This window comes from Lentzea sp. NPDC004782 (genome assembly GCF_040609115.1).
In the GTDB taxonomy this organism is placed as follows: domain Bacteria; phylum Actinomycetota; class Actinomycetes; order Mycobacteriales; family Pseudonocardiaceae; genus Lentzea.
Genome location: NZ_JBEXJN010000061.1, coordinates 14,619 through 34,527 on the forward strand (window position 1 = coordinate 14,619; position 19,909 = coordinate 34,527).

Genomic DNA, 19,909 nt, shown 5'->3' on the forward strand with positions numbered 1-19,909 from the left:
CCAACCGCTCCCGGGGGTTGGGGCATTTCCCAATGTTTTTGGGTTGGATTATGGGCGTCTACACCCAGCTGCGGTGTATAGGGCCCCCATACATCCACCTGGGGTGGCGCTTGGCGGGGCCGTCCGGGCGGGCTTCAACTTTTTGTGGACGGCTTCAACTGGGCGTTGTACGGTCCCGGCCATGATGCCGCGCCTGCTCGTGACCTCGTTGCTCGTCGCAACGCTTGCTGCCTGCGGAGGCACGTCTGACACCACGCAGACGAGCACCCCGCCGTCGTCGGACCTGTCCGGCGTCCAGAAGGACGACAAGCTCGCCGTGCTGGTGCCCGCCGAGATCGCGTCGGCCGGGAAGCTCCGGGTCGGGTCGAACATCCAGAACCCGCCGAACAACTTCTACGACCAGGACGGCAAGACGCCGCTGGGGTCGGAGGTCGACCTGATCAGGGCGATCGCGGCCAAGCTCGGGCTCAAGGCCGAGCACAGCGACATGGCGTTCAGCTCGCTGATCACGAGCCTGGAGACCGGGCGCGTGGACGTCACCATGGCGGCGATGAACGACACCGCCGAGCGTCAGCAGAAGATCGACTTCGTCGACTACTTCACGTCCGGCATCACGATCATGGTGCAGAAGGGCAACCCGTCCCAGGTCAAAGGCCCGGACGACCTGTGCGGCAAGGGTGTGGCGGTGAACCTCGGCAGCTCTCAGGAGCAGTTCGCCAAGCAGCAGAGCGAGAAGTGCGTCGCGGCGGGCAAGCTCAAGGTCGAGCTCAGCGTCACCGACAGCGACACCGGCAACCAGAACCAGCTGCGCACCGGCCGCGTCGCCGCCATCCTCAACGACCTGCCGACCGCCGTGTACGTCGCGAAGACCGCCGGTGACGGGAAGTACTTCGAGGTCGTCCAGCTCCCGCCGATCAACGGCGGCCCGTACGGCATCGGCGTCAACAAGAAGAACGCCAAGCTGTCCGAGGCGATCAAGGGCGCGTTGCAGGCGCTGATCGACGACGGCACCTACACCAAGATCCTCACCACCTGGGACATCAAGCAGGGGGCGATCACCAAGGCCGCGATCAATGGCAAGTGATCTTGAGGTGGTGCCGCTGCGTCACCCGGGCCGGTGGCTCAGCGGCGCCGCGATCGTGCTGGTCGTCGCCGGTCTCGGCTGGGCGATGGCCGAGGCGCAGATCCAGTGGGAGGACGTGCCGGGGTTCTTCACGCACCCCGTGATGCTCGAAGGCCTGCTGAACACCATCGTGCTCGCGGTCGCCGCGCAGGGCGGCGCGATCGTGCTGGGCGTGGTGATCGCGTTGATGAGGCTGAGCGCGAACCCCGTCGCACGCTGGTTCGCGGTCGGCTACATCTGGCTGTTCCGCGGGCTGCCGGTGCTGCTGCAGATCCTGATCTGGTTCAACCTCGCGCTGGTGTTCAAGAACATCAGCATCCCGATGCTCTTCACCGTGCCGACGAACGTGGTCATGACCGCGTTCGTCGCGGCACTGCTCGGCCTGGGGCTCAACGAGAGCGCCTACATGGCCGAGATCGTCCGCGCGGGCCTGAGCAGCGTGGACGCCGGTCAGACCGAGGCGGCGAAGTCGATCGGCATGACGCCCATGACCACGCTCAGAAGGGTCGTGCTGCCGCAGGCGATGCGCGTGATCATCCCGCCGACCGGCAACAACTTCATCAACATGATCAAGGGCACCTCGATGGCGTCGGTGATCGCCTTCCTGGAGCTGATCCACGCCGCGAACAACATCTCCTCGCGCAACCTGGAGATCATGGAAACCCTGTTCGCCGCTGCGGCCTGGTACCTCGTGCTGGTGTCCCTCGCGTCGGTCGGGCAGCACTACCTGGAGCGTGCGTATGGCCCTCGTTGAGGCGGTAGGGGTCCGCAAGTCGTTCGGCCACACCGAAGTGCTGAAGGGCATCGACCTGGAGGTCGAGCGCGGCGAGGTCGTCTGCCTGCTCGGGCCGTCCGGCGCGGGGAAGTCGACGTTCCTGCGGTGCGTGAACCACCTGGAGACCATCGACGCCGGCCGGATCTGGGTCGACGGCGTGCCGGTCGGGTTCCGCGCTCACGGCGGGAAGCTCCACGAGCTGCGCGAACGCGAGGCCGCCCACCAGCGGCGGGACATCGGCATGGTGTTCCAGCGCTTCAACCTCTTCCCGCACCGCACGGCGCTGGAGAACGTCATGGAAGGTCCGGTCCAGGTGCTGCGGCGCGACCGCGGCGAGGTGCGCGCGGAGGCGCTGGCGTTGCTGGAACGGGTCGGGCTGGCCGAGAAGGCGGAGGCGTACCCGGCCCAGCTGTCCGGTGGCCAGCAGCAACGTGTTGCGATCGCGCGCGCTCTGGCGATGAAGCCCAAGCTGATGCTGTTCGACGAGCCCACGTCCGCGTTGGACCCCGAACTGGTCGGCGAGGTGCTCGACGTGATGACCTCGCTGGCCCGCGACGGCATGACGATGATCGTGGTCACTCACGAGATCGGTTTCGCCCGCTCGGTCGCCGACCGCGTGGTGTTCCTCGTCGACGGCGCCGTGGTGGAGAGCGGCACACCGGCGGACGTGCTGGACAATCCACAACAGCCGCGCACGCAACAGTTCCTCGCAAAGGTGCTCTAAGTTGATCGACACCTCGTACCTCGCCCAGTTCCGCGAACCGGAGGGGTACCTCGACTTCGCCCGCTTCGGCCCGCCGTCCCTGGCGGTCGTCACGGCCACCTCGCGGCTGATGGAACAGGCCTCGCTGGCCGGTCCGTCCACAGTGGACACATTGATGCGCGAGGAACAACGGGTGAAGGCCGCCGTCGCCCGGCTGTGCCGCTCCGACACCGATCACGTCGCTCTGGTGCCGAACACGTCGATCGGACTGTTCCAGGCGGCGTTCGGGCTGTCCGGGACGGTCATGTACTCGGCGTCGGAGTTCCCGTCCAACACCTACCCGTGGGTGCGGGCCGGGCTGCCGTCGGTGGTGCTGGACGGACCGGTGGCGCCGGCGGCTGTCGCGACGCGCCTGACGCCGGAGGTGTCCGCGCTGTCGGTGTCCGCTGTGGACTTCCGCACCGGTTACCGGGCTGATCTGGCTTCCTTGCGCGAGGTCGTCGGCGACCGGTTGCTGATCGTGGACGGCATCCAGGGCTTCGGTGTGGTCGACGAGCCGTGGGAGCTCGCCGACGTGCTGGTCGTGGGCGGGCAGAAGTGGTTGCGCGCCGGGTGGAGCACCGGGTTCGTGGTGTTGTCGAACCGGGCGTTGGAGCGGCTCAGGCCTGTTTTGTCCGGGTGGACGGGTGCGGTCGACGCGGGCCTGTTCGACGACTCCGTGCACGAGCCCGCGCCGGATGCCGCGTCCTGGAACATCACGAACCTCTCACCGGTGGTGTCGGGCGCGTTTGCCGAGGCGCTGGAACTGGTCGAGCTGGCCGGGGTGGGTGCCCTGGACGCGGCCGTGTCAGAGGTGGTCTCCGAGCTGGAGGAGATCGTGCTGTCGTGCGGTGGCAAGATCGTGTCCGCGCGGGAGCGGCGGGCGGGGATCCTCGCGTTCACCATGCCCGAGGCTGCTTCGGTGGTGGGGGAGGCCCTGAACGCCTTCGGCGTCACGGCGACCGTGCGGCCGGAGCACGTGCGGTTGTCGCCGCACGCCACGACCACGCGCGGGACGCTCGAACGCGTGCGGGCCGCGCTGAAGTCGTTGTCCGGGGGTGTTTCGTCGCCGGTTCCGGCCGCGTTGTCGGCGCTGGTGCCGACGGTCGACAGCCTCGCGTCCGCGTTGGGTCCGGACACCGAGGTCGTGGTGCACGACCTGTCCCGGCTGCCGAACTCGATCATCGCGATCGCCGGGTCGCTGACCGGGCGGCAGGTGGGCGGGCCGATGACCGACCTGTTGCTGGGGCTCGTGCGGCGCGGGACGACCACCGACATGCCGGGCTACGAGACCTATGCGCCGGACGGGCGGGCCATCTGGTCGTCGACCACCTTCGTGCGCGATGCGAACGGTGTGGCCGTGGGGTGCTTGTGCGTCAACAAGCTGGCGGCGCACGAGGCGTCCGGGCCGGTCGAGTCGTTTCCGCAGGACGTGGACACGCTGCAACGGGTGCTGGTCGAGAAGGCCATCGCCGACGTGGGCGTGCCGGTCGAGCTGATGAAGAAGGTGCACAAGTCGCAGGTCGTGCGAGTCCTGGACGAGGCGGGGTTCTTCCTCATCCGGGACTCGGTCGACCATCTGGCGGGCGTCCTGGAGGTCACCCGCTACACGATCTACAACTACCTCAACGAGAGCCGAGGGACCTGATCAGCGTTGTCCAGGCAGGGGCCGAGAACGCGAGGACGTCGCCGCTCGCGTTCTTCGACTCCCGGACGGTTGACAGCGTTTGAGCTCGCGATGACTGAGGACGCTGCGTGCGCGCTTACCTCAGGAAGGGAATCATCCAGCTCCGACAGGCTGGCGGAGGTACTGCCGAAGCCTGCTGCGCGTCCGCTCCCTGTCGAGGGCGACCTTCTCCAGTTGCTTGAAGTACTGCCTGGCCTTGGCGATCGCACCGAGATCCTGGACGAACACGCGGGCGAACTCCGACTCGCTGTAAGCGACCGGCCGGGACTTCTCGTACTCCCACAGCATGAAGCCAGCCGACATCACGGTCACCTCGGCGGGCACGATTCGGATCATGTGTGCTTTAGAGAGCAGCCGTTCGTACTGGGCTTGCATCACCGCGTCGCTGCCCATCGGCTGCTGCAGCGCTAGCTCATGGATGTAAAACACGCAATCCGGCCGATTGTGTCGCTCCAGGATTGCCTGGCGGTCCGTTCGGCACTGCACGAGTTCGGGAATCCGCTCCTCCGCGACCGATCCGTTCGCGTAGTAGACCTCCTCGGCGTACTCCGTCGTCTGAAAGAGGCCCGGCACGAGCATCGTGTCGTAGCTGGTGATCGCGCTGGCTGTGGACTCGGCCATCCCGACCGTCCGAAGGTTGCCGGACGACTGCACGATGTACTCGTCGAACGCGTACTGGTAGCGGCGCTTGAACTCCGTCACGAAGTCGATGTCCTTGCCGCACATGGACAAGTACTGGATCAAGTCGATCTCGCTCGCGCGGTACTTGCCGTGCTCCATGGTCGAGACCTTGCTGGGGTCCCAGCCGAGCTTCTTGGCCAACTGGTGGCCGTTGAGACCAGTGCAGGTCTCGCGGAGTCGGCGGAGCTCGTCTCCCAGGTCCCGGCTGTACGCGGTGGAAGCAGTCATGGGTCGACGCTATGGCTTGAATCCAAAACAAGAAGCCGCTCGTTCGGGTGAAAACGTCGCTTGTTCAAAAGTCTCCGGCCGCTTACCGTTCCGTGTGTGAGAGCGCTCTCAAAGGTGAGATGGCTGGCCTGCCTGGCCGCCGCAGCGACTGCCCTGTCGTCACTGGCGTCGTCCAATGCCGCGTCCGCGGCCGAGGACTACACGCAATCCGTGACGGCGCTGGACTCCACTCAGGCGAGGATCGACTTCACGCCGACGACCCCTGCCCTCTACGTCGACGTGCACTACCTGATCACCAACATCCCCCAGCAGAACTTCCGGATGACCAACAACGCCGGGACCTGGCAGAAGACTGTCGGGTCGCTGTCGTCCGGCACGCAGATCGAGTACTGGTTCACCTACGAGAAGAGCGGCCCGCAGTACGACACGCCGCACTTCACGTACACGCACGGCAGCGCGCCCGCGCAGGTCGCCACGCCGACGTTCAGCCCGCCGGGCGGGTCCTACACGTCCGCGCAGACCGTGACGATCTCGACGGCCACCGCCGGGGCGTCCATCCGGTACACAGTGGACGGTTCCACGCCCACGGCGAGTTCTCCGGTGTACACCGGGCCGATCTCCGTTCCCGGCACCAGGACCGTGAACGCGATCGGGATCAAGTCCGGTCTCACGAACTCGGCGGTGGCGAGCGCGACCTACACGATCGGCACGCAGCAGGGTTGTGTTCAGTCCGACAACCCGGACTTCGGGCCGAACACGCGGATCTTCGACCCGTCGATGTCCGCCGCGAGCATCCAGTCGCAGCTCGACGCGGACTTCAACGCGCAGAAGGACACGCTCACGGCACAGATGGCGCCGCGCCGGGTCGCGCACCTGTTCAAACCCGGCACGTACAACATCCATGACGACGTGGGCTACTACACGTCCGTTGCGGGCCTTGGGCGCAACCCAGGTGACGTCGTGATCAACGGTGACATCACGGTCGACGCGTTCAACGAGTCGGACAAGGGTGTTGCGCTGCAGAACTTCTGGCGGTCGGCCGAGAACATGGCGGTCAACCCGAGCAGCGGCACCGACCGGTGGGCCGTGGCGCAGGCGGCTCCGTTCCGCCGCATGGACGTGCGCGGCAACTTGGCGCTTTACCCGGCTTCCTACGGGTACGCGAGTGGTGGCTACACAGCCGATACGCGGGTGTCGGGGCAGACGGCGTCCATCTCGCAGCAGCAGTGGTACACGCGTGATTCCAACTACGGCAGTTGGGATGGCGGTGTGTGGAACATGGTGTTCTCCGGAACTCCCGGAGCGCCGGCCAACACGTTCCCCTCGCCGCCCGAGACCACGCTGGCGACGACGCCTGTCTCGCGCGACGTTCCCTACCTCTACTTCGAGAGCGGGAAGTATCGGGTGTTCCTGCCGTCCTTGCGCACCAACGCTTCCGGGGCGTCGTGGCTCAACGGTGGCACGCCGGGCACGTCGGTGCCGATGAGCCAGTTCTACGTCGTCAAGGCCGGTGACACGGCTTCGACGATCAACGCGGCGCTGGCGCAGGGGTGTGACCTGTTCTTCACGCCCGGCATCTACCACGTGAACCAGACGCTGCAGGTGACCCGGCCGAACACCGTCGTGCTCGGCATCGGGTACGCGACGATCGTGCCGGACAACGGGGTCAACGCCATGCAGGTCGCTGATGTCGACGGCGTGCGGATCAAGGGTCTCCTGTTCGACGCGGGGACCACTCGTTCGGACGCGTTGCTGACCGTGGGACCGTCGGGCTCGTCGGCGTCGCACGCGGGCAACCCGACGACGTTGCAGGACGTGTTCTTCCGGGTCGGCGGGGCGGTGGCGGGCAAGGCGACCACCAGCCTGGTCGTGAACAGCAGCAACACGATCATCGACCACACCTGGGCGTGGCGGGCCGACCACGGCAACGCCGGCACGTACGGGTGGAACGAGGCGGTCGGTGACACCGGTGTGCTCGTCAACGGCAACAACGTGCTGGCCACCGGGTTGTTCGTGGAGCACTACCAGAAGTACCAGGTGATCTGGAACGGGCAGGGCGGACGGACGATCTTCTTCCAGAACGAGATGCCGTACGACGTGCCCAACCAGGCCTCGTGGATGGCGCCCAACGGGGTCACCGGGTACGCGGCCTACAAGGTCGGCGACAACGTCACCACGCACGAGGCGTGGGGGCTGGGCAGTTACTGCTTCTTCGACACCAACCCGTCGGTGCGGGCCGAGCACGCGTTCGAGGTGCCGAACCGGTCGGGCGTGCGGCTGCACGACCTGCTGACCGTGTCGTTGAACTACCGGGGAACGATCACCCACGTGGTCAACGACGTGGGGGCGGTGACGCCTTCGGGCACGGTGCCGGTGAACGTCGTCAACTACCCGTAGTCGCCGGGGGATCATCCGCCACAATCGTCGGTGTGGCGGATGATCTTCCTTGGGTGCGGGACGTCGACCGGACGAGGTTGCTGAGGGAGCCGAGCGGTTCTCCCAGCGTCTACCTGCCGCGCGATGTCGATATCCTGCTCGACCGCGCGCTGCGCCGGCCCGGGGTGGTGGTCGTGCAGACCGAGCCGGGCGGCGCCGGTGCGCGCAGGGCCGTCTACGAGGCGTTGTTGCGGATGCTTCCGGACAAGCCCATCGTCGTCAGCCCCGCGGAGGGCGAGGCGGCCATCCCGGACTCGGTGCTGTGGATCGACTGGGGCTCGGCGCCTGCGCACATGGATCTGAGCACACCACGATGGATCATCGTGTTCACGTCGGTCAACACGAGAGAGCTGCCGCCGTTGTGGGCGCATGACGCGGTGGTCGTGCGGGTGTCGATCTACCTCAGCGATGACGAGAAGGAGACGGTGCGCCGGCTCTACCCCGGGTTGCCAGAGGTGGACACCGTGCCGGAGTTCCTGAGCCAGGTGCGCGAGCTCGGACCCATCCGGACGCACGCGGGCTACCGGCCGGACGTCGACGAGGGCGTGGATCGGCTGGGCATCGCCGCGGACGTCGAGATGCTCGCCGACCTGGCGGCCTCGCGGTTGATCAAGCCGCCGCTGTCGATCGGGCTGTTCGGCAACTGGGGCAGCGGCAAGAGCTTCTTCATGCGGCAGATGGAGGCGCGGATCGACGACCTGGCGCGGCGGTCGGCCGCGGCGGACCACTCGGTGTACTGCGCGTCGGTGCGGCAGATCAGGTTCAACGCGTGGCACTACGTCGAGGCGGACCTGTGGGCGTCGCTCGCGACGCACATCTTCGACAACCTCGCCGACGGGTCGACGCACGACCTGGAGCGGATCGCGGACGAGTTCGCCGAGCAGCGCAAGGAGAAGACGTCGCTGGCCGATCGGCTGGCGACGGTCCGGCTGGAACGGATGGCGGTCGCGGCCAGGCAGCAGAAGACGCTCGGGTCGGCGCGGCGGAAGCTGTCGAAGCAGCTCAGCGAGGGGGATCTGACGTTCGTCGCGCCCGGTGTGAAGGTGCCGGAGTTCGTGTGGGGGCAGGTTCGCCGGGATCGGGCGGCTGTTGTCACGCTCGTGCTGGGCGTGTTGGTGGTGGCCGGGCTGTTCTTCGTTTCGGTGAAATGGCCGCTGGTGCTCGCCGCGTCGGTGGCTGCCGCGACACCGGTGCTGGCCCGCGCGGCGAAGGCGGTGACGTGGTTCCGCGAGCTCAAGGACCGCGAGGACCCGCTGGACTCCCGGCTCGCCGAGCTCGACGAGGAGATCGAGGGGCTGGAACGGTCGATCGGCGAGCTCGCTCCGGACGTCACCGAGTACGCGCGGACCCGCGACGGCGACTACCGGCAGCACCTGGGCGTGGTGTCACTGGTGCGCAAGGACCTGGAGATGTTCGCGGCGATCCTGGCCCACTCCGCGGCCGGGCCGGAACGGATCGTGCTGTACATCGACGACCTGGACCGGTGCCCACCGCCCGTCGTGATCAAAGTGCTGGAGGCGGTGCACCTGCTGCTCGCGCAACCGGTGTTCGTGGTGGTCGTCGGCGTGGACGCGCGGTGGTTGCTGCGGGCGTTGAAGGAGCACTACACCGAGATGCTGGACGACCCCGTCGACTACCTGGAGAAGATCTTCCAGGTGTCGTTCGCGCTGAGGCCGATGGACGGGCCGGGGTTCCGGCGGCTGGTGTCCGACCTGGCGGAGGAGGCCGGGGAGGCGACGCACGTCACGCCGGCCGATGCCCTGCGGGCCGGGGTGCCCGTCCTCCTCTCCGGCCGGCGCGAGCCGGTCGAGGAGACACCCGGCGCGTCCTACGACCTGACGCCGCGCGGCATGCGGTTCAGCGGGCCGGAGCTGCTGTACCTCGAACAGCTGTCGCCGCTGGTGCGCACACCGCGTGCCGCCAAGCGTTTGGTGAACCTTTATCGGCTGGTCAAGGCCCGGATGGCACCTTCGGAGACGGACGCGTTCCTGAATGTCGACTACAAGGTCGTGCTGGTGCTGCTGGCCGTGCTGGTCGGCCGGTCGGGCCAGTGCGACGCGCTTTTCGACGCCATCGAGAGCGGGCGGGACTGGCGGCAGGAGATGGATCGGCTCGTCGGCGACCTGTCCGTGCCGGACGATCTTTCCGCGTACCGGAAATGGCTGCCGCTGGTGCGGCGATTTTCGTTCACGACCGCCGCTTGTGCATGATTCAAGGCATGTCGATCGAGCGGGGCGCCGAGTTCGCCGAGTTCTGGACCGAGCGGCACCTGTGCACGCTGTCGACCGTTCGTCCGGACGGGACGCCGCACGTCGTGCCGGTCGGGGTGACGCTCGACCTGGAGGCCGGCGTGGCGCGGATCATCACGGACGGCGGGTCGTGGAAGGTCAAGCACGTGCGGCGGGCCGGGTACGCGGCGGTGTGCCAGGTGGACGGTGGGCGGTGGTCCACGTTGGAGGGTCCCGCGGTGGTGCGGGACGAGCCGGAGGCCGTGGAGGAGGCGGTGCGGCGGTATGCCGTGCGGTACCGGCAGCCTCGGGTCAACCCGACACGTGTGGTGATCGAGATTCAGGTGCGGCGTGTCACCGGAACCCTCTGACGTCGTCGTTGTCGGCATCGGAGCCGACGGGTGGGACGGGCTCTCGCCCGCAGCGCAGCAGGCGGTTTCCCGGTCACGTGTACTGATGGGAAGCCGGCGGCAGCTCGATCTCGTACCTGGCGATTTCGAGCGCGTCGCGTGGCCGTCGCCCCTGGTTCCCGCTCTGCCGGGGCTGTTCGAGAAGTACCGGGACGTCTGCGTGCTGGCATCGGGCGATCCCATGTTCCACGGAATCGGCACCACTTTGGTGCGATTGCTGGGCTCGCGGGTCACGGTGATCCCGCACCCGTCGTCGGTGTCGCTGGCCTGTGCGCGGCTCGGGTGGGCGTTGAACGAGGTCGAGGTCGTGTCGCTGGTCGGGCGGTCGCCTGACCTGCTGCGGCCCGCGCTGACGCCGGGGCGCCGGATTTTGGTATTGGGTGGTGACCCGCAAACCGTTGCGGAACTGGCTGGGCCGATTACAGTGCTCGAACAGTTGGGTGGGCCCGCCGAGCGGGTCTACCAGTGGTCCGGGGAGAAAGCGGATCCGCTGTGCGTCATCGCTGCCGAGTACACCGGGCACGCCTATTCACGGGTGCCGGGGTTGCCGGACGACGCGTACGAGACTGATGGCCAGTTGACCAAACGTGAGGTGCGGGCTATTTCGCTGTCGACGTTGGCACCGTTGCCCGGACAGGTGCTGTGGGACGTCGGTGCCGGGTCGGGATCCATCGCGATCGAGTGGGCGCGGACGCATCCGACGTGCCGTGCGATCGCGGTGGAGCAGGACGCGGTGCGCGCTGAACGGATCCAGCGCAACGCGGCAACGCTGGGCGTACCGGGGGTCGAGGTCCACATCGGACGGGCGCCCGTCGCGTTGGAGGGGCTGGAGAAGCCGGACGCGATCTTCATCGGCGGCGGGCTGACGGTCCCCGGCGTGGTGCAGACCTGCTGGGACGCGCTCGGGGCCGGCGGCCGGCTCGTCGTGAACGCCGTGACGCTGGAGTCGGAGGCCGTGGTGGCGCAGTGGTACGCGCGGCTCGGCGGTGACCTCGTGCGGATCGCGGTGAACCGCGGGTCGGCGGTCGGCAAGTTCACCGGGTGGCGGCCGCACCTGCCGGTGACGACCTGGAGCGTGACCAAGTGACCGTGCACTTCATCGGCGCCGGTCCGGGGGCCGCTGATCTGATCACCGTGCGCGGGCGGGACCTGATCGCCGCTTCGCCGGTGTGCCTGTACGCGGGTGCGCTGGTGCCGGTGGAGCTGCTGGACTTCTGCCCCGCGGGGGCACGGCTCGTCGACACCGCGTCGCTGACGTTGGACGAGATCGTCGCCGAGCTCGCCTCGGCTTCCGCCGAGGGGCTGGACGTGGCTCGGTTGCACTCCGGCGACCCAGCGGTGTTCAGCGCGATGGCCGAGCAGATGCGCCGGTTGGACGCACTGGGGATCGACTACGACGTGACGCCCGGCGTGCCGGCGTTCGCGGCTGCGGCGGCGTCGTTGCAGCGTGAACTGACTGTGCCCGGGGTGGGACAGACGGTGATCCTCACGCGGACTTCCCAGCGCGCCACGCCGATGCCTGACGGTGAGGACCTGGACACGTTGGGTCGCAGTCACGCGACGATGGTGTTGCACCTTGCCGTGCAGCGGATTTCCGACGTGGTTGCCGAGCTGGTGCCGAACTACGGGCTGGACTGTCCGGTCGCGGTGGTCGCCTACGCCTCGCGGGCGGACGAAGTGGTGTTGCGAGGGACGTTGGACGACATCGCCGCGCAGGTCGAGGCCGCCGGGATCAAGCGGACCGCGGTGATCGTCGTGGGGCGGACGCTGGGGGCCACGCAGTTCCCCGACAGCCACCTGTACTCGGCCACTCGCGTTCGATGATCCTCATACTGGGAGGGACGGGGGAGGCGCGCGAACTGGCGCGGCACGTCGAGGCGGTGTCGTCGCTCGCCGGTCGCGTGACCAATCCCCGGTTGCCCAGGGGCGAGGTGCGCATCGGCGGGTTCGGCGGGGTGGACGGGCTCGCGCAGTGGTTGCGGGACAACGACATCCACGCGGTCGTGGACGCCACGCACCCGTTCGCGCGGCAGATCACGGCCAACGCCTTCGAAGCCTGTGGGCGGGTCGGTGTGCCGTTCCTGATCCTGCGACGGCCCGGGTTCACCCCTCGGGACGGATGGCTGTGGGTGGACGGTGTCGCGGAGGCTGCGCGGAATCTGCCCGGTGAGCGGATCTTCCTCACCACCGGGCGGCAGGATCTCGCGGAGTTCGCCGCGTGTCCGCAGTGGTTCCTGGCACGGATGGTCGAGCCGCCGGAACCTCCGATGCCGCAACGGATCGAGGTGCTGCTGTCGCGTGGTCCGTTCACTGTGGACGGTGAGTTTTCGCTGATGCGGTCGCGGGAGATCGACGTGCTGGTCACCAAGGACAGCGGCGGGTCGATGACGTCGGCCAAGCTCGAAGCGGCTGAGCAGCTGGGGATCCCGGTCGTGATCGTGCGGCGGCCACCGCTTCCGCCCGCCGAGGTGGTGCGAACCGTGGAGGAAGCCGCCATCTGGCTGGAGAACGCCAGGTCGTCTCGGTGAGCGCGTCGAGTTCGCCTCAGCAGGTCACGCTGCACACGTAGACCACCGGTGTCCAGCCGTGGACGTGCGCCCAGGTGCCGGCGGGGTACCAGCGCCCCTGAGAGAGCAGTCCGCATCCCGGCACCTGGAGCTGGTCGACGTCGTCGATGCCGGTGTAGGACCGCGACCAGCGGCCCGGCCGCAGCCGGCGCCAGTTGCCTCCGGGGGCCTGGTCGTGTCCGACCTCGCTGACCATCATCCAGCGCCCCGTCCCGTTGTAGACGTTGACGTCGAAGCCCTCGTTCCGCGGGGTGAAGGCGGGCGGCAGAACGAACAGCGTGGTGACCAGCAGTGCCGGCAAAGCGGAGAACTTCGTTCTCATGCAGGTCCCTTTCGGTCCTGTTGGTGTTGACCTCGTACATCTGATCAGCAGTCGTGCCTGTCCTGATGTACATCCGATCCGGCCGGCGTCGTGTTGCCTGTGGGGATCTCACTCCTCGGATCGCTGGTCATCTGCCCGTCACGGGCTGCTTGCCGGGGGACAGTGCCGTGATGCCGAGGGCCTGATGACAGCGAACAAGCACTTCAAGCGCGTTCCACAGGGCTGGGACGAGCGCGCACCAGACCTGTGGACTGCGCCAAGCACGATGCGGGCCGGGTCTGGGCGGTCCGCCAGTACATCGTTGTCCGCGGCGCCGATCGCTTCGCTCTGGGCTGCGGTTCGTCGGTGCCCGAGGAAGACGACGCGCTGTTCACCGCCATGGTCGAACGCTTCGAAATCCTCGCTCCCTCAACGTGAGCTGATCCAGCTCGGCAGGTAGCCGGAATTCGTGTTCGCAGCTCGTCTGGTGAGGTGCAGGGCGCCGGCAAAGTCGCTCGGCCGTCAACCAGGTTGCGAGGTTGGCGATTCGATCAAGAGTTGGAACTGAGCCCTTGTCGTGGTGGATGAAGGGCTCCTTCATCCACCCCAGGTTTATGAAGGCGCCCTTCATCCACCTCACTGCTCAGGACGGGTAGTGGCTCCTCACCACCGGGCGGCAGGACCTCGCCGAGTTCGCTTCGTGCCCGCAGTGGTTTCTGGCACGGATGGTCGAACCGCCGAAACGCCGATGGCGCAACGGATCGAGGTACTGATGTCGTGTGGGCCGTTCACTGTGGACGGTGAGCTGGGGTTGATGCGGTCGCGCGGGATTCCGGTCGTGATCGTGCGCCGGCCGCCGCTGCCGGCCGCGGACGTCGTGTCGACGGTGCCGGAAGCGCTTGCCCGGCTGAGCTGAACAGGCCTGGGGGCTATTCGCCCAGTGCGCAGGCAATGGCCTGTTCCGGGGTCATGCGGGCACCCCGCTGGAGGGCGTCCTGGTGGGCGCTTTCCCCGAGTGCTTCGCGAGTTCGTGTCCGCCAGCTCTGCCTCTGGTCGAGCAGGAGGTCGAAACCGAACAGCGGTCTGCCGATCGGCTCCCACATCTTGTCCGCCGCCCCCTGCAGCACGGCCGCCCGAGTCCAGTCGCCCTCCGCGGCAGCGACCCACGACAGGAGATCCACCCCGAACGGGTAGCCCAGCTGGTCGGTCACGTCACGTTTGACGCGGAGGCACTCACCCAGGTGAACTGCCGCTTGCCGCAGGTTGCCCGCTGTCAGCCACACGATGCCGACCGCGTTCAACGCCCACGACAAGGCCCAGCGTTCGCCCAGCGACGCGCAGATGTTCCGGCACTCGTCGAGCAGGTCCATGGCACGACCGGTGTCGCCCGCCATCCCGGCGGCGAAGATCTGTATCGGATAGATGATCACCGCGGGTGCGCTCCACCCGGCCGATGCCCAGTGGCGAGCCAGCACGTGATCGAGGAGCGGGAGCGCCTGCGGATCGCCGGCCGCCATTCGCGCCCAGCCGAGGTGCTGGGACGCGTAGGTCAGCGCGGTGTCGTCACCCAGCGCCAGGGCCAGGTCCCGGCCTTCCTCCAGCAGCGCCTGGCTGATCTGGTAGTCGCCCTGCAGGCCGGCGATCCACCCGTTGATCCACAGTGCTCGTGCGCGGTCCCGGCTGGGTTCCGGGCTGGACACCAGGGCCCGGTCGAGCCAGTACCGGCCGTCGCGGACGAACCCGCAGGCGACCCAGTAGAACCACAGGGCCGCGCTCAACCGCAGGCCGCTCCGCTCCTGTCCCGGCACCGTCAGGCAGTGGTCCAGTGCCGCGAAGAGGTTGGCCCGCTCGACCCGCAACCGCTCGGCCCACTCGGGCTGGCGCGGGCCGCTCGCGTCCGCGTCGGCCTGCTCGGCCAGGTGCAGGTAGTAGTCGCGGTGCCGGAGCCGCAGGCCGGCCGTGTCACCGGTCTCGGCCAGCCGTTCCCGGCCGTACTGGCGGATGGTCTCCAGGATCCGGTAGCGCACCCCGGTGGCGCGCTCTTCCCGGACCAGAACCGACTTGTCGATCAGGCCGGTCACCGCCTCGAAGACCTCGTCGTGGGCCAGCCCCGGACCGGCGCACACCTGTTCGGCCGCGTCCAGGTCGAAGTCCCCGGCGAACACCGAACACCTGGCCCAGAGCAGCCGTTCCGGCCCCGAGCACAGCTCGAAGCTCCAGTCGACCGTCGTCCGCAGGGTGTGATGGCGTGGCAGGGCCGCAGGGGTTCCGCCCTTCAACAGCGCGAACCGGTCTTCCAGCAGGGACAGCAACTCCTCCACCGGCAACGCGCGCAGCCGGACCGCGGCCAGCTCGATCGCCAGCGGCAGTCCGTCCAGCTGCCGGCACAGCCGCGCCACCTCCGGTGCGTTGTCCTCGTTCAGCACGAAACCCGGAGCGGCCGTGGCCGCCCTGTCGGCGAACAACGTCAGCGCGTCGCAGGGAGGCGCCGGCGCTTCGGCCTCGCTGGAGGGCAGGGACAGCGGTGGGACGGGCCAGCGGTGCTCACCGGGAACACCGAGCGGTTCCCTGCTGGTGGCCAGCACGGACAACTCCGGCGCGGCCTTGAGCAGCCGGGCCACCAGCCGGCCGCAACCGTCCAGCACGTGCTCGCAGTTGTCCAGGATCAGCAGCAGGCGCTTGTCCGCCAGGAACGAGGTGAGCACACTCACCGGATCCCGCCGCGAGTGATCGCGCAGTCCCAGCGCGGCCGCGATGGTCTGCTCCACCAGCGCCGGATCGCCGAGTGCGGCCAGTTCCACCAGCCACACCCCGTCCGGAAACCTCCGGCGAACCGTGCGTCCCACGTGCAGGGCCAGCCGGGACTTGCCCACGCCACCTACCCCGGTCAAGGTCACCAACCGGGCTGTGGACAGCACGTGCCGCACTTCTGCCGTGGCCTGCCGCCGGCCCACGAAACTCGTCACGTCGGCCGGCAGGTTGCCCGCCGTCCGCCTCTGTCCGACGTCAGCCGTCATCAGGCTCGGCTCTCCTGTTGTTCGGTCACCCACGTGGCCAGTTGGATGCGGGTGGTCAGCCCGAGTTTCGCCAGGATGTTCTCGACGTGGCCCTCGGCGGTGCGCTGGGCGATCACCAACCGGGCGGCGATCTGCTTGTTGGTCATGCCCTGGGCGACCAACTCGGCAACCTCCTGCTCGCGCCGGGTCAGCTTCGCCGCGGCGCCGGAGGGGGCCGGCAGCCCCTGGGGTTTCTCGTTCAGGGCGCACGCGATGGCGTCAGCCAGAGCCAGGCCCGTGCCGCGCTGGAAAGCGATCTGGAAGGACTGCTCGCCCAGCGCGCGCCGAGTCCGCTGTTCGCACTCGTCGTGGTAGGCGAGCATGTGCCGGACCGTGGCAGGGGACGCACCGAGGGTGTGCCAGAGCGTGTGCGCGGCGCCGAGGAGGTTCGCGGCGTGCCGCGGATCCGGTGCGTCGGCCGCGATCCAGGCCAGGGCCTCCAGGCACCAGGCGATGCCGAGCAGGTCCTCGATCGAGCGCTTGAGACTCAGGCTCTCCCGCACCAGTTCGGCCGCTCGCCGGGAGTCGCCCTGCTGCCAGACCGCCAGGCCGAGGGCCCACAGGGACAGCGACCGGTACCAGACCTCCCCGCGGGGTTCGGTGATCGCCAGCACCTCCTCGTGGCAGGCCAGCGCTCGCGCCGCGTCTCCCCGCACCCCGCTGTACACGGCCAGGGCGAAGAGGGCGTCGAGCAGCCGAGGGAGGTCGTTCCCGGTGCGGAACGTCTCGAGGACCGTGTCCAGCAGCGCGATCGACCGGGGCAGGTCCCCGCGAGACCCCGCCACGTATCCGGCGGCGAGCGTGAACAACGCGTGCGTCGAGACGTCGGCCAGCTGCTTCGCGACCTCCTGCCCCTCGTCCACCAGGGCCGCGGCGGCCGTGACGTCGTTCTGCTGTCCGGCCAGCATGCTGTCCGCGTAGAGGGCCCGTGCCCGGTCCACGCAGGCGCGAGGCGTCTGGGCCAGGGCGTGGTCGAGCCAGTACCTGCCCTCGCTGAGCTGCCCTCGGCCGAACCAGTACGGGAACAGGGACGTGGCCATCCGCAGGCCGACCCCGCCCTCGCCGGGTTCGGTGAGGCAGAACTCCAGTGCGGCCCGCAGGTTCGGGTACTCCCGCTCCAGGCGGGCGTACCAGTCCACCTGCCGGGCACTGATCCACTCGGCCTCCGCGCCCGCCACCAGCTCGGCGTACCAGTCTCGATGCCGTCGGCGCAGCGCGGTTTCCTGGCCGGACTCCCGCAGCTTGTCGTGGCCGTACTCGCGGAGGGTGTCCAGCATCCGGTAGCGCACGGTGCCACCGTCCTGCCGGATCAGGATCGACTTGTTCACCAGGGAGGTCACCAGATCGAGCACGTCCTCCGCCGCCAGGCTGTTCCCGGCGCAGACGCCTTCTGCCGCGGCCAGCTCGAAGCCACCGGCGAACACCGTCAACCGAGCCCAGAGCCGCTGTTCCGCACTCGTGCACAGGTCGTAGCTCCACCCGATGCTGGCCCGCAGGGTCCGCTGCCGCGCCGGCGCGCTGCGCGGGCCGGCACCCAACAGCCGGAACAGGTCGGACATCCGGTTCAGGATCTCCTCCGGCCCCAGCGCCGCCAGCCGCGCCGCCGCGAGTTCGATCGCCAGCGGCAGTCCCTCCACCCGGCGGCAGATCTGTGCGACCGCGTCCACGTTCTCCGCGGTGAGGCAGAACCCCGGCACCACCGCCACGGCCCGCTCGACGAACAGCGCCACCGCCGCGACCTGGGGCAGCCCTCGCAGGGTGGGCGGCTGCCGCAGGTCCGGCACCGGCAGAGGCGGCACCGGCAGCGTGACCTCCCCGCAGACGCCCAGCCCCTGCCGGCTGGTGGTCAGCACCCGCAACTTCGGGCAGGCCCGCAACAGCGCGTCGACCAGCTTCGCGACCGGGTCCACCAGGTGCTCGCAGTTGTCCAGCACCAGAAGGACCTGTCGTGCGGCCAGGTACTCGGTCAGCAGCGTGACCGGTGAGGCCGCCGACCGGTCCTGCCCCGCGGTGGCGTGCTCCCGCAGCCCCAGAGCGGTGGCCACGGCGTGCGCCACCAGCTCCGGATCGAACAGCTCTCCCAGCTCGACCAGCCACACCCCGTCGGCGAACGACCGCCGCACCTGCGCGGCCACTCGCAACGCGAGCCGGGACTTGCCTATCCCGCCGACTCCGCACAGGGTCACCAGACGAGAGACCGACAAGACCCGCTTGGCCTCGGTCACCTCCCGCCGGCGGTCGACGAAACTGGTCAACTCCACGGGCAGATTCCCTGCCTCGCCCGGAGCGGTGAGCGACATGACACCTTCATCCCTGCGACCACGGTTGCAGGTCGACTTTCGGGGTCAATCGAACCCAGACCGAGCCATCACGTCAAATGCCGATATACATGATCCGTATGGACCACTGGTCAGACGGCTGATCGGCCGGTGGACGGTTGCCGGAACGGACGCCAGGCCTTCCCGGTGAGCGGTGCGAGGTTCCGGACGTGGTCGATGATCGGCCGCAACCCGGGGTGCGCGTTCTCCGGCAACAGCAACGAGATCGGGTAGACGAGCACCGGGTCCGCGATCGGGATGCGCCGCAGGTCGTAGTCCGTCGGCCAGAGATATCGGTCGCGTGCGCCGACCAACGTGGCCACGTCAGCGGACTCCGCGAGGGTGCCGAGCAGCACCTCGTCGCCGAAGTGCGGGCCCGCACCGTCGACACGCAGGTCGAAGGCGGTCACGAGCTGGTCGTAGAAGTCCGCCCACTCGCTGCGGGGCGCGATTCCCGGCACCCAGATCCGGTGCCCGCGCAGCTGGGCCGGCGTCAGCGTGCTCGCCGACGCCAGCGGATGCCTCGGGCCGACGAGAAGTTCGAGCGGTGAGTCGAACGCGTGGATCATGCGCACGCCGGGCGGCAGCGCGGCCGGGTCGGTGATCGTGCGGAACGACGCGTCGACCTCGCCCGCCTGGATGGCGGCGACCACCGCGCGCGGGTCGTTCTCCCTGAGGGTCACCACGTCGAGGTGGATACCGGGACGCGACCGCCAGTACTCGTGCAGCACAACGGCCTGCGCGCTGCGGAAGCCGAGCACGTCGATCCGCGGGGCGCCCGGCGTGATCGCGGTGATGGCGCGGTCGACGCCCGTGACGATGCCGCGCGCGTGCGGCAGGAACGCCAGACCGTCCGCGGTCAGCGCGACACCGCGGGCGGTGCGGGTGAACAGCTGGACGCCGAGCCGCCGTTCCAGAGTGGCGATCCGCTTCGAGACGGCCTGCTGCGTCACGCCCAGCTCGTCGGCCGCGTGCTGCAGCTGCCCGAGCTCGGCCGCGCGGACGAACGATCGCACTGCCTCGGTGTCCATGGCACGAGCCTAGGCACCTGTTGTGGCCGTCAGGAGCGCTTGCGCCGTGGATGAAGGGCGCCTTCATCGACCTCAGGTGGATGAAGGGCGCCTTCATCCACCTGACGTGCAATGCCAGGAACTTAAGCGGCGACGCAATGCGCCGTTCATCGCGGTCGGGTTCGCCGCTCCCGCCGGGCGTACCAGGTCTGCCGCACTGCCATGCACTGTGCGATCAGGCCTCGCCCGGCGCGTGGTGACGTGGATGAAGGCGCCCTTCATCCACACCAGGTGGATGAATGAGCCCTTCATCCACGTCAAAGGTTGCGCTTGGCCGGGCACGACAG

Annotated in this window: 18 protein-coding genes; 12 read left to right on the plus strand and 6 right to left on the minus strand. The window is 68.6% G+C overall.

All coding sequences use genetic code 11. The features are described 5' to 3' along the window. Nucleotides 1-181: 181 nt before the first annotated feature. Genes ABZV40_RS38040 through ABZV40_RS38055 form a run of 4 tightly spaced genes read left to right on the plus strand, consistent with a single transcriptional unit; the run spans nt 182 to nt 4,288 of the window. Nucleotides 182-1,084 carry an ABC transporter substrate-binding protein gene (locus ABZV40_RS38040; protein ID WP_355453339.1) on the plus strand — a complete coding sequence of 301 codons (903 nt, stop codon included), beginning with the start codon at nt 182-184 and terminating at the stop codon, nt 1,082-1,084. After that, a complete protein-coding gene (locus ABZV40_RS38045; RefSeq protein ID WP_355453342.1) occupies nt 1,074-1,877 on the plus strand; it encodes an amino acid ABC transporter permease in 804 nt (267 codons plus the stop codon). The genes ABZV40_RS38040 and ABZV40_RS38045 overlap by 11 nt, the downstream gene beginning before the upstream one ends. Beyond that, nucleotides 1,858-2,622, plus strand: a complete 765-nt coding sequence (locus ABZV40_RS38050; protein ID WP_355453345.1) for an amino acid ABC transporter ATP-binding protein — start codon at nt 1,858-1,860, stop codon at nt 2,620-2,622. The genes ABZV40_RS38045 and ABZV40_RS38050 overlap by 20 nt, the downstream gene beginning before the upstream one ends. A 1-nt stretch (nt 2,623) precedes the next feature. After that, a complete protein-coding gene (locus ABZV40_RS38055; protein ID WP_355453348.1) occupies nt 2,624-4,288 on the plus strand; it encodes an aminotransferase class V-fold PLP-dependent enzyme in 1,665 nt (554 codons plus the stop codon). Here ABZV40_RS38055 and ABZV40_RS38060 read toward each other — a convergent pair. Together ABZV40_RS38060 and ABZV40_RS38065 are read right to left on the minus strand one after the other, a co-directional pair. Continuing rightward, a complete protein-coding gene (locus ABZV40_RS38060) occupies nt 4,266-4,364 on the minus strand; it encodes a DUF397 domain-containing protein (protein ID WP_355453434.1) in 99 nt (32 codons plus the stop codon). The genes ABZV40_RS38055 and ABZV40_RS38060 overlap by 23 nt on opposite strands. 56 nt (nt 4,365-4,420) lie before the next feature. Continuing rightward, nucleotides 4,421-5,236 (minus strand): helix-turn-helix transcriptional regulator, encoded by an 816-nt coding sequence (locus ABZV40_RS38065; protein WP_355453351.1) that lies wholly within the window; start codon nt 5,234-5,236, stop codon nt 4,421-4,423. 123 nt (nt 5,237-5,359) lie between these two features. Between ABZV40_RS38065 and ABZV40_RS38070 the strand changes: the two genes are divergently transcribed. From ABZV40_RS38070 to ABZV40_RS38095, 6 genes are read left to right on the plus strand one after another with little or no spacing between them, the layout of a single operon-like run. After that, a complete protein-coding gene (locus tag ABZV40_RS38070; RefSeq protein ID WP_355453437.1) occupies nt 5,360-7,633 on the plus strand; it encodes a chitobiase/beta-hexosaminidase C-terminal domain-containing protein in 2,274 nt (757 codons plus the stop codon). A gap of 32 nt (nt 7,634-7,665) precedes the next feature. Continuing rightward, a complete protein-coding gene (locus ABZV40_RS38075; RefSeq protein ID WP_355453354.1) occupies nt 7,666-9,882 on the plus strand; it encodes a P-loop NTPase fold protein in 2,217 nt (738 codons plus the stop codon). An 8-nt stretch (nt 9,883-9,890) separates the two neighbouring features. Further along, nucleotides 9,891-10,271, plus strand: a complete 381-nt coding sequence (locus ABZV40_RS38080; protein ID WP_355453357.1) for a PPOX class F420-dependent oxidoreductase — start codon at nt 9,891-9,893, stop codon at nt 10,269-10,271. After that, nucleotides 10,252-11,397, plus strand: a complete 1,146-nt coding sequence (gene cbiE / locus ABZV40_RS38085) for a precorrin-6y C5,15-methyltransferase (decarboxylating) subunit CbiE (RefSeq protein WP_355453360.1) — start codon at nt 10,252-10,254, stop codon at nt 11,395-11,397. Before ABZV40_RS38080 ends, cbiE begins: the two co-directional genes overlap by 20 nt. Further along, entirely contained in the window at nt 11,394-12,134 is a 741-nt protein-coding gene (gene cobM / locus ABZV40_RS38090; RefSeq protein ID WP_355453363.1) for a precorrin-4 C(11)-methyltransferase, read from the plus strand. The genes cbiE and cobM overlap by 4 nt, the downstream gene beginning before the upstream one ends. After that, nucleotides 12,131-12,838 (plus strand): cobalt-precorrin-6A reductase, encoded by a 708-nt coding sequence (locus ABZV40_RS38095; RefSeq protein WP_355453366.1) that lies wholly within the window; start codon nt 12,131-12,133, stop codon nt 12,836-12,838. The genes cobM and ABZV40_RS38095 overlap by 4 nt, the downstream gene beginning before the upstream one ends. Before the next feature lie 16 nt (nt 12,839-12,854). Here ABZV40_RS38095 and ABZV40_RS38100 read toward each other — a convergent pair whose 3' ends face one another. After that, a complete protein-coding gene (locus ABZV40_RS38100; protein ID WP_355453369.1) occupies nt 12,855-13,199 on the minus strand; it encodes a hypothetical protein in 345 nt (114 codons plus the stop codon). Nucleotides 13,200-13,445: 246 nt separating this feature from the next. Between ABZV40_RS38100 and ABZV40_RS38105 the strand changes: the two genes are divergently transcribed. Beyond that, on the plus strand, nt 13,446-13,616 hold the full coding sequence (locus ABZV40_RS38105; RefSeq protein ID WP_355453372.1) for a hypothetical protein: 171 nt from the start codon (nt 13,446-13,448) through the stop codon (nt 13,614-13,616). Between the two features lie 310 nt (nt 13,617-13,926). Next, nucleotides 13,927-14,094 (plus strand): hypothetical protein, encoded by a 168-nt coding sequence (locus ABZV40_RS38110; RefSeq protein ID WP_355453375.1) that lies wholly within the window; start codon nt 13,927-13,929, stop codon nt 14,092-14,094. Between the two features lie 13 nt (nt 14,095-14,107). Here the strand turns inward: ABZV40_RS38110 and ABZV40_RS38115 are convergent, their stop codons facing one another. The 3 genes from ABZV40_RS38115 to ABZV40_RS38125 all read right to left on the minus strand — a co-directional run bounded on the left by ABZV40_RS38115 (nt 14,108) and on the right by ABZV40_RS38125 (nt 19,583). Next, nucleotides 14,108-16,195 carry an AAA family ATPase gene (locus ABZV40_RS38115; protein ID WP_355453378.1) on the minus strand — a complete coding sequence of 696 codons (2,088 nt, stop codon included), beginning with the start codon at nt 16,193-16,195 and terminating at the stop codon, nt 14,108-14,110. Continuing rightward, the gene (locus tag ABZV40_RS38120) at nt 16,195-18,495 is read right to left on the minus strand and encodes a LuxR C-terminal-related transcriptional regulator (protein WP_355453381.1); all 2,301 of its coding nucleotides are present in this window, start codon (nt 18,493-18,495) and stop codon (nt 16,195-16,197) included. The genes ABZV40_RS38115 and ABZV40_RS38120 overlap by 1 nt, the downstream gene beginning before the upstream one ends. A gap of 149 nt (nt 18,496-18,644) precedes the next feature. Beyond that, nucleotides 18,645-19,583 carry a LysR family transcriptional regulator gene (locus ABZV40_RS38125; RefSeq protein WP_355453384.1) on the minus strand — a complete coding sequence of 313 codons (939 nt, stop codon included), beginning with the start codon at nt 19,581-19,583 and terminating at the stop codon, nt 18,645-18,647. Between the last annotated feature and the right edge of the window lie 326 nt (nt 19,584-19,909).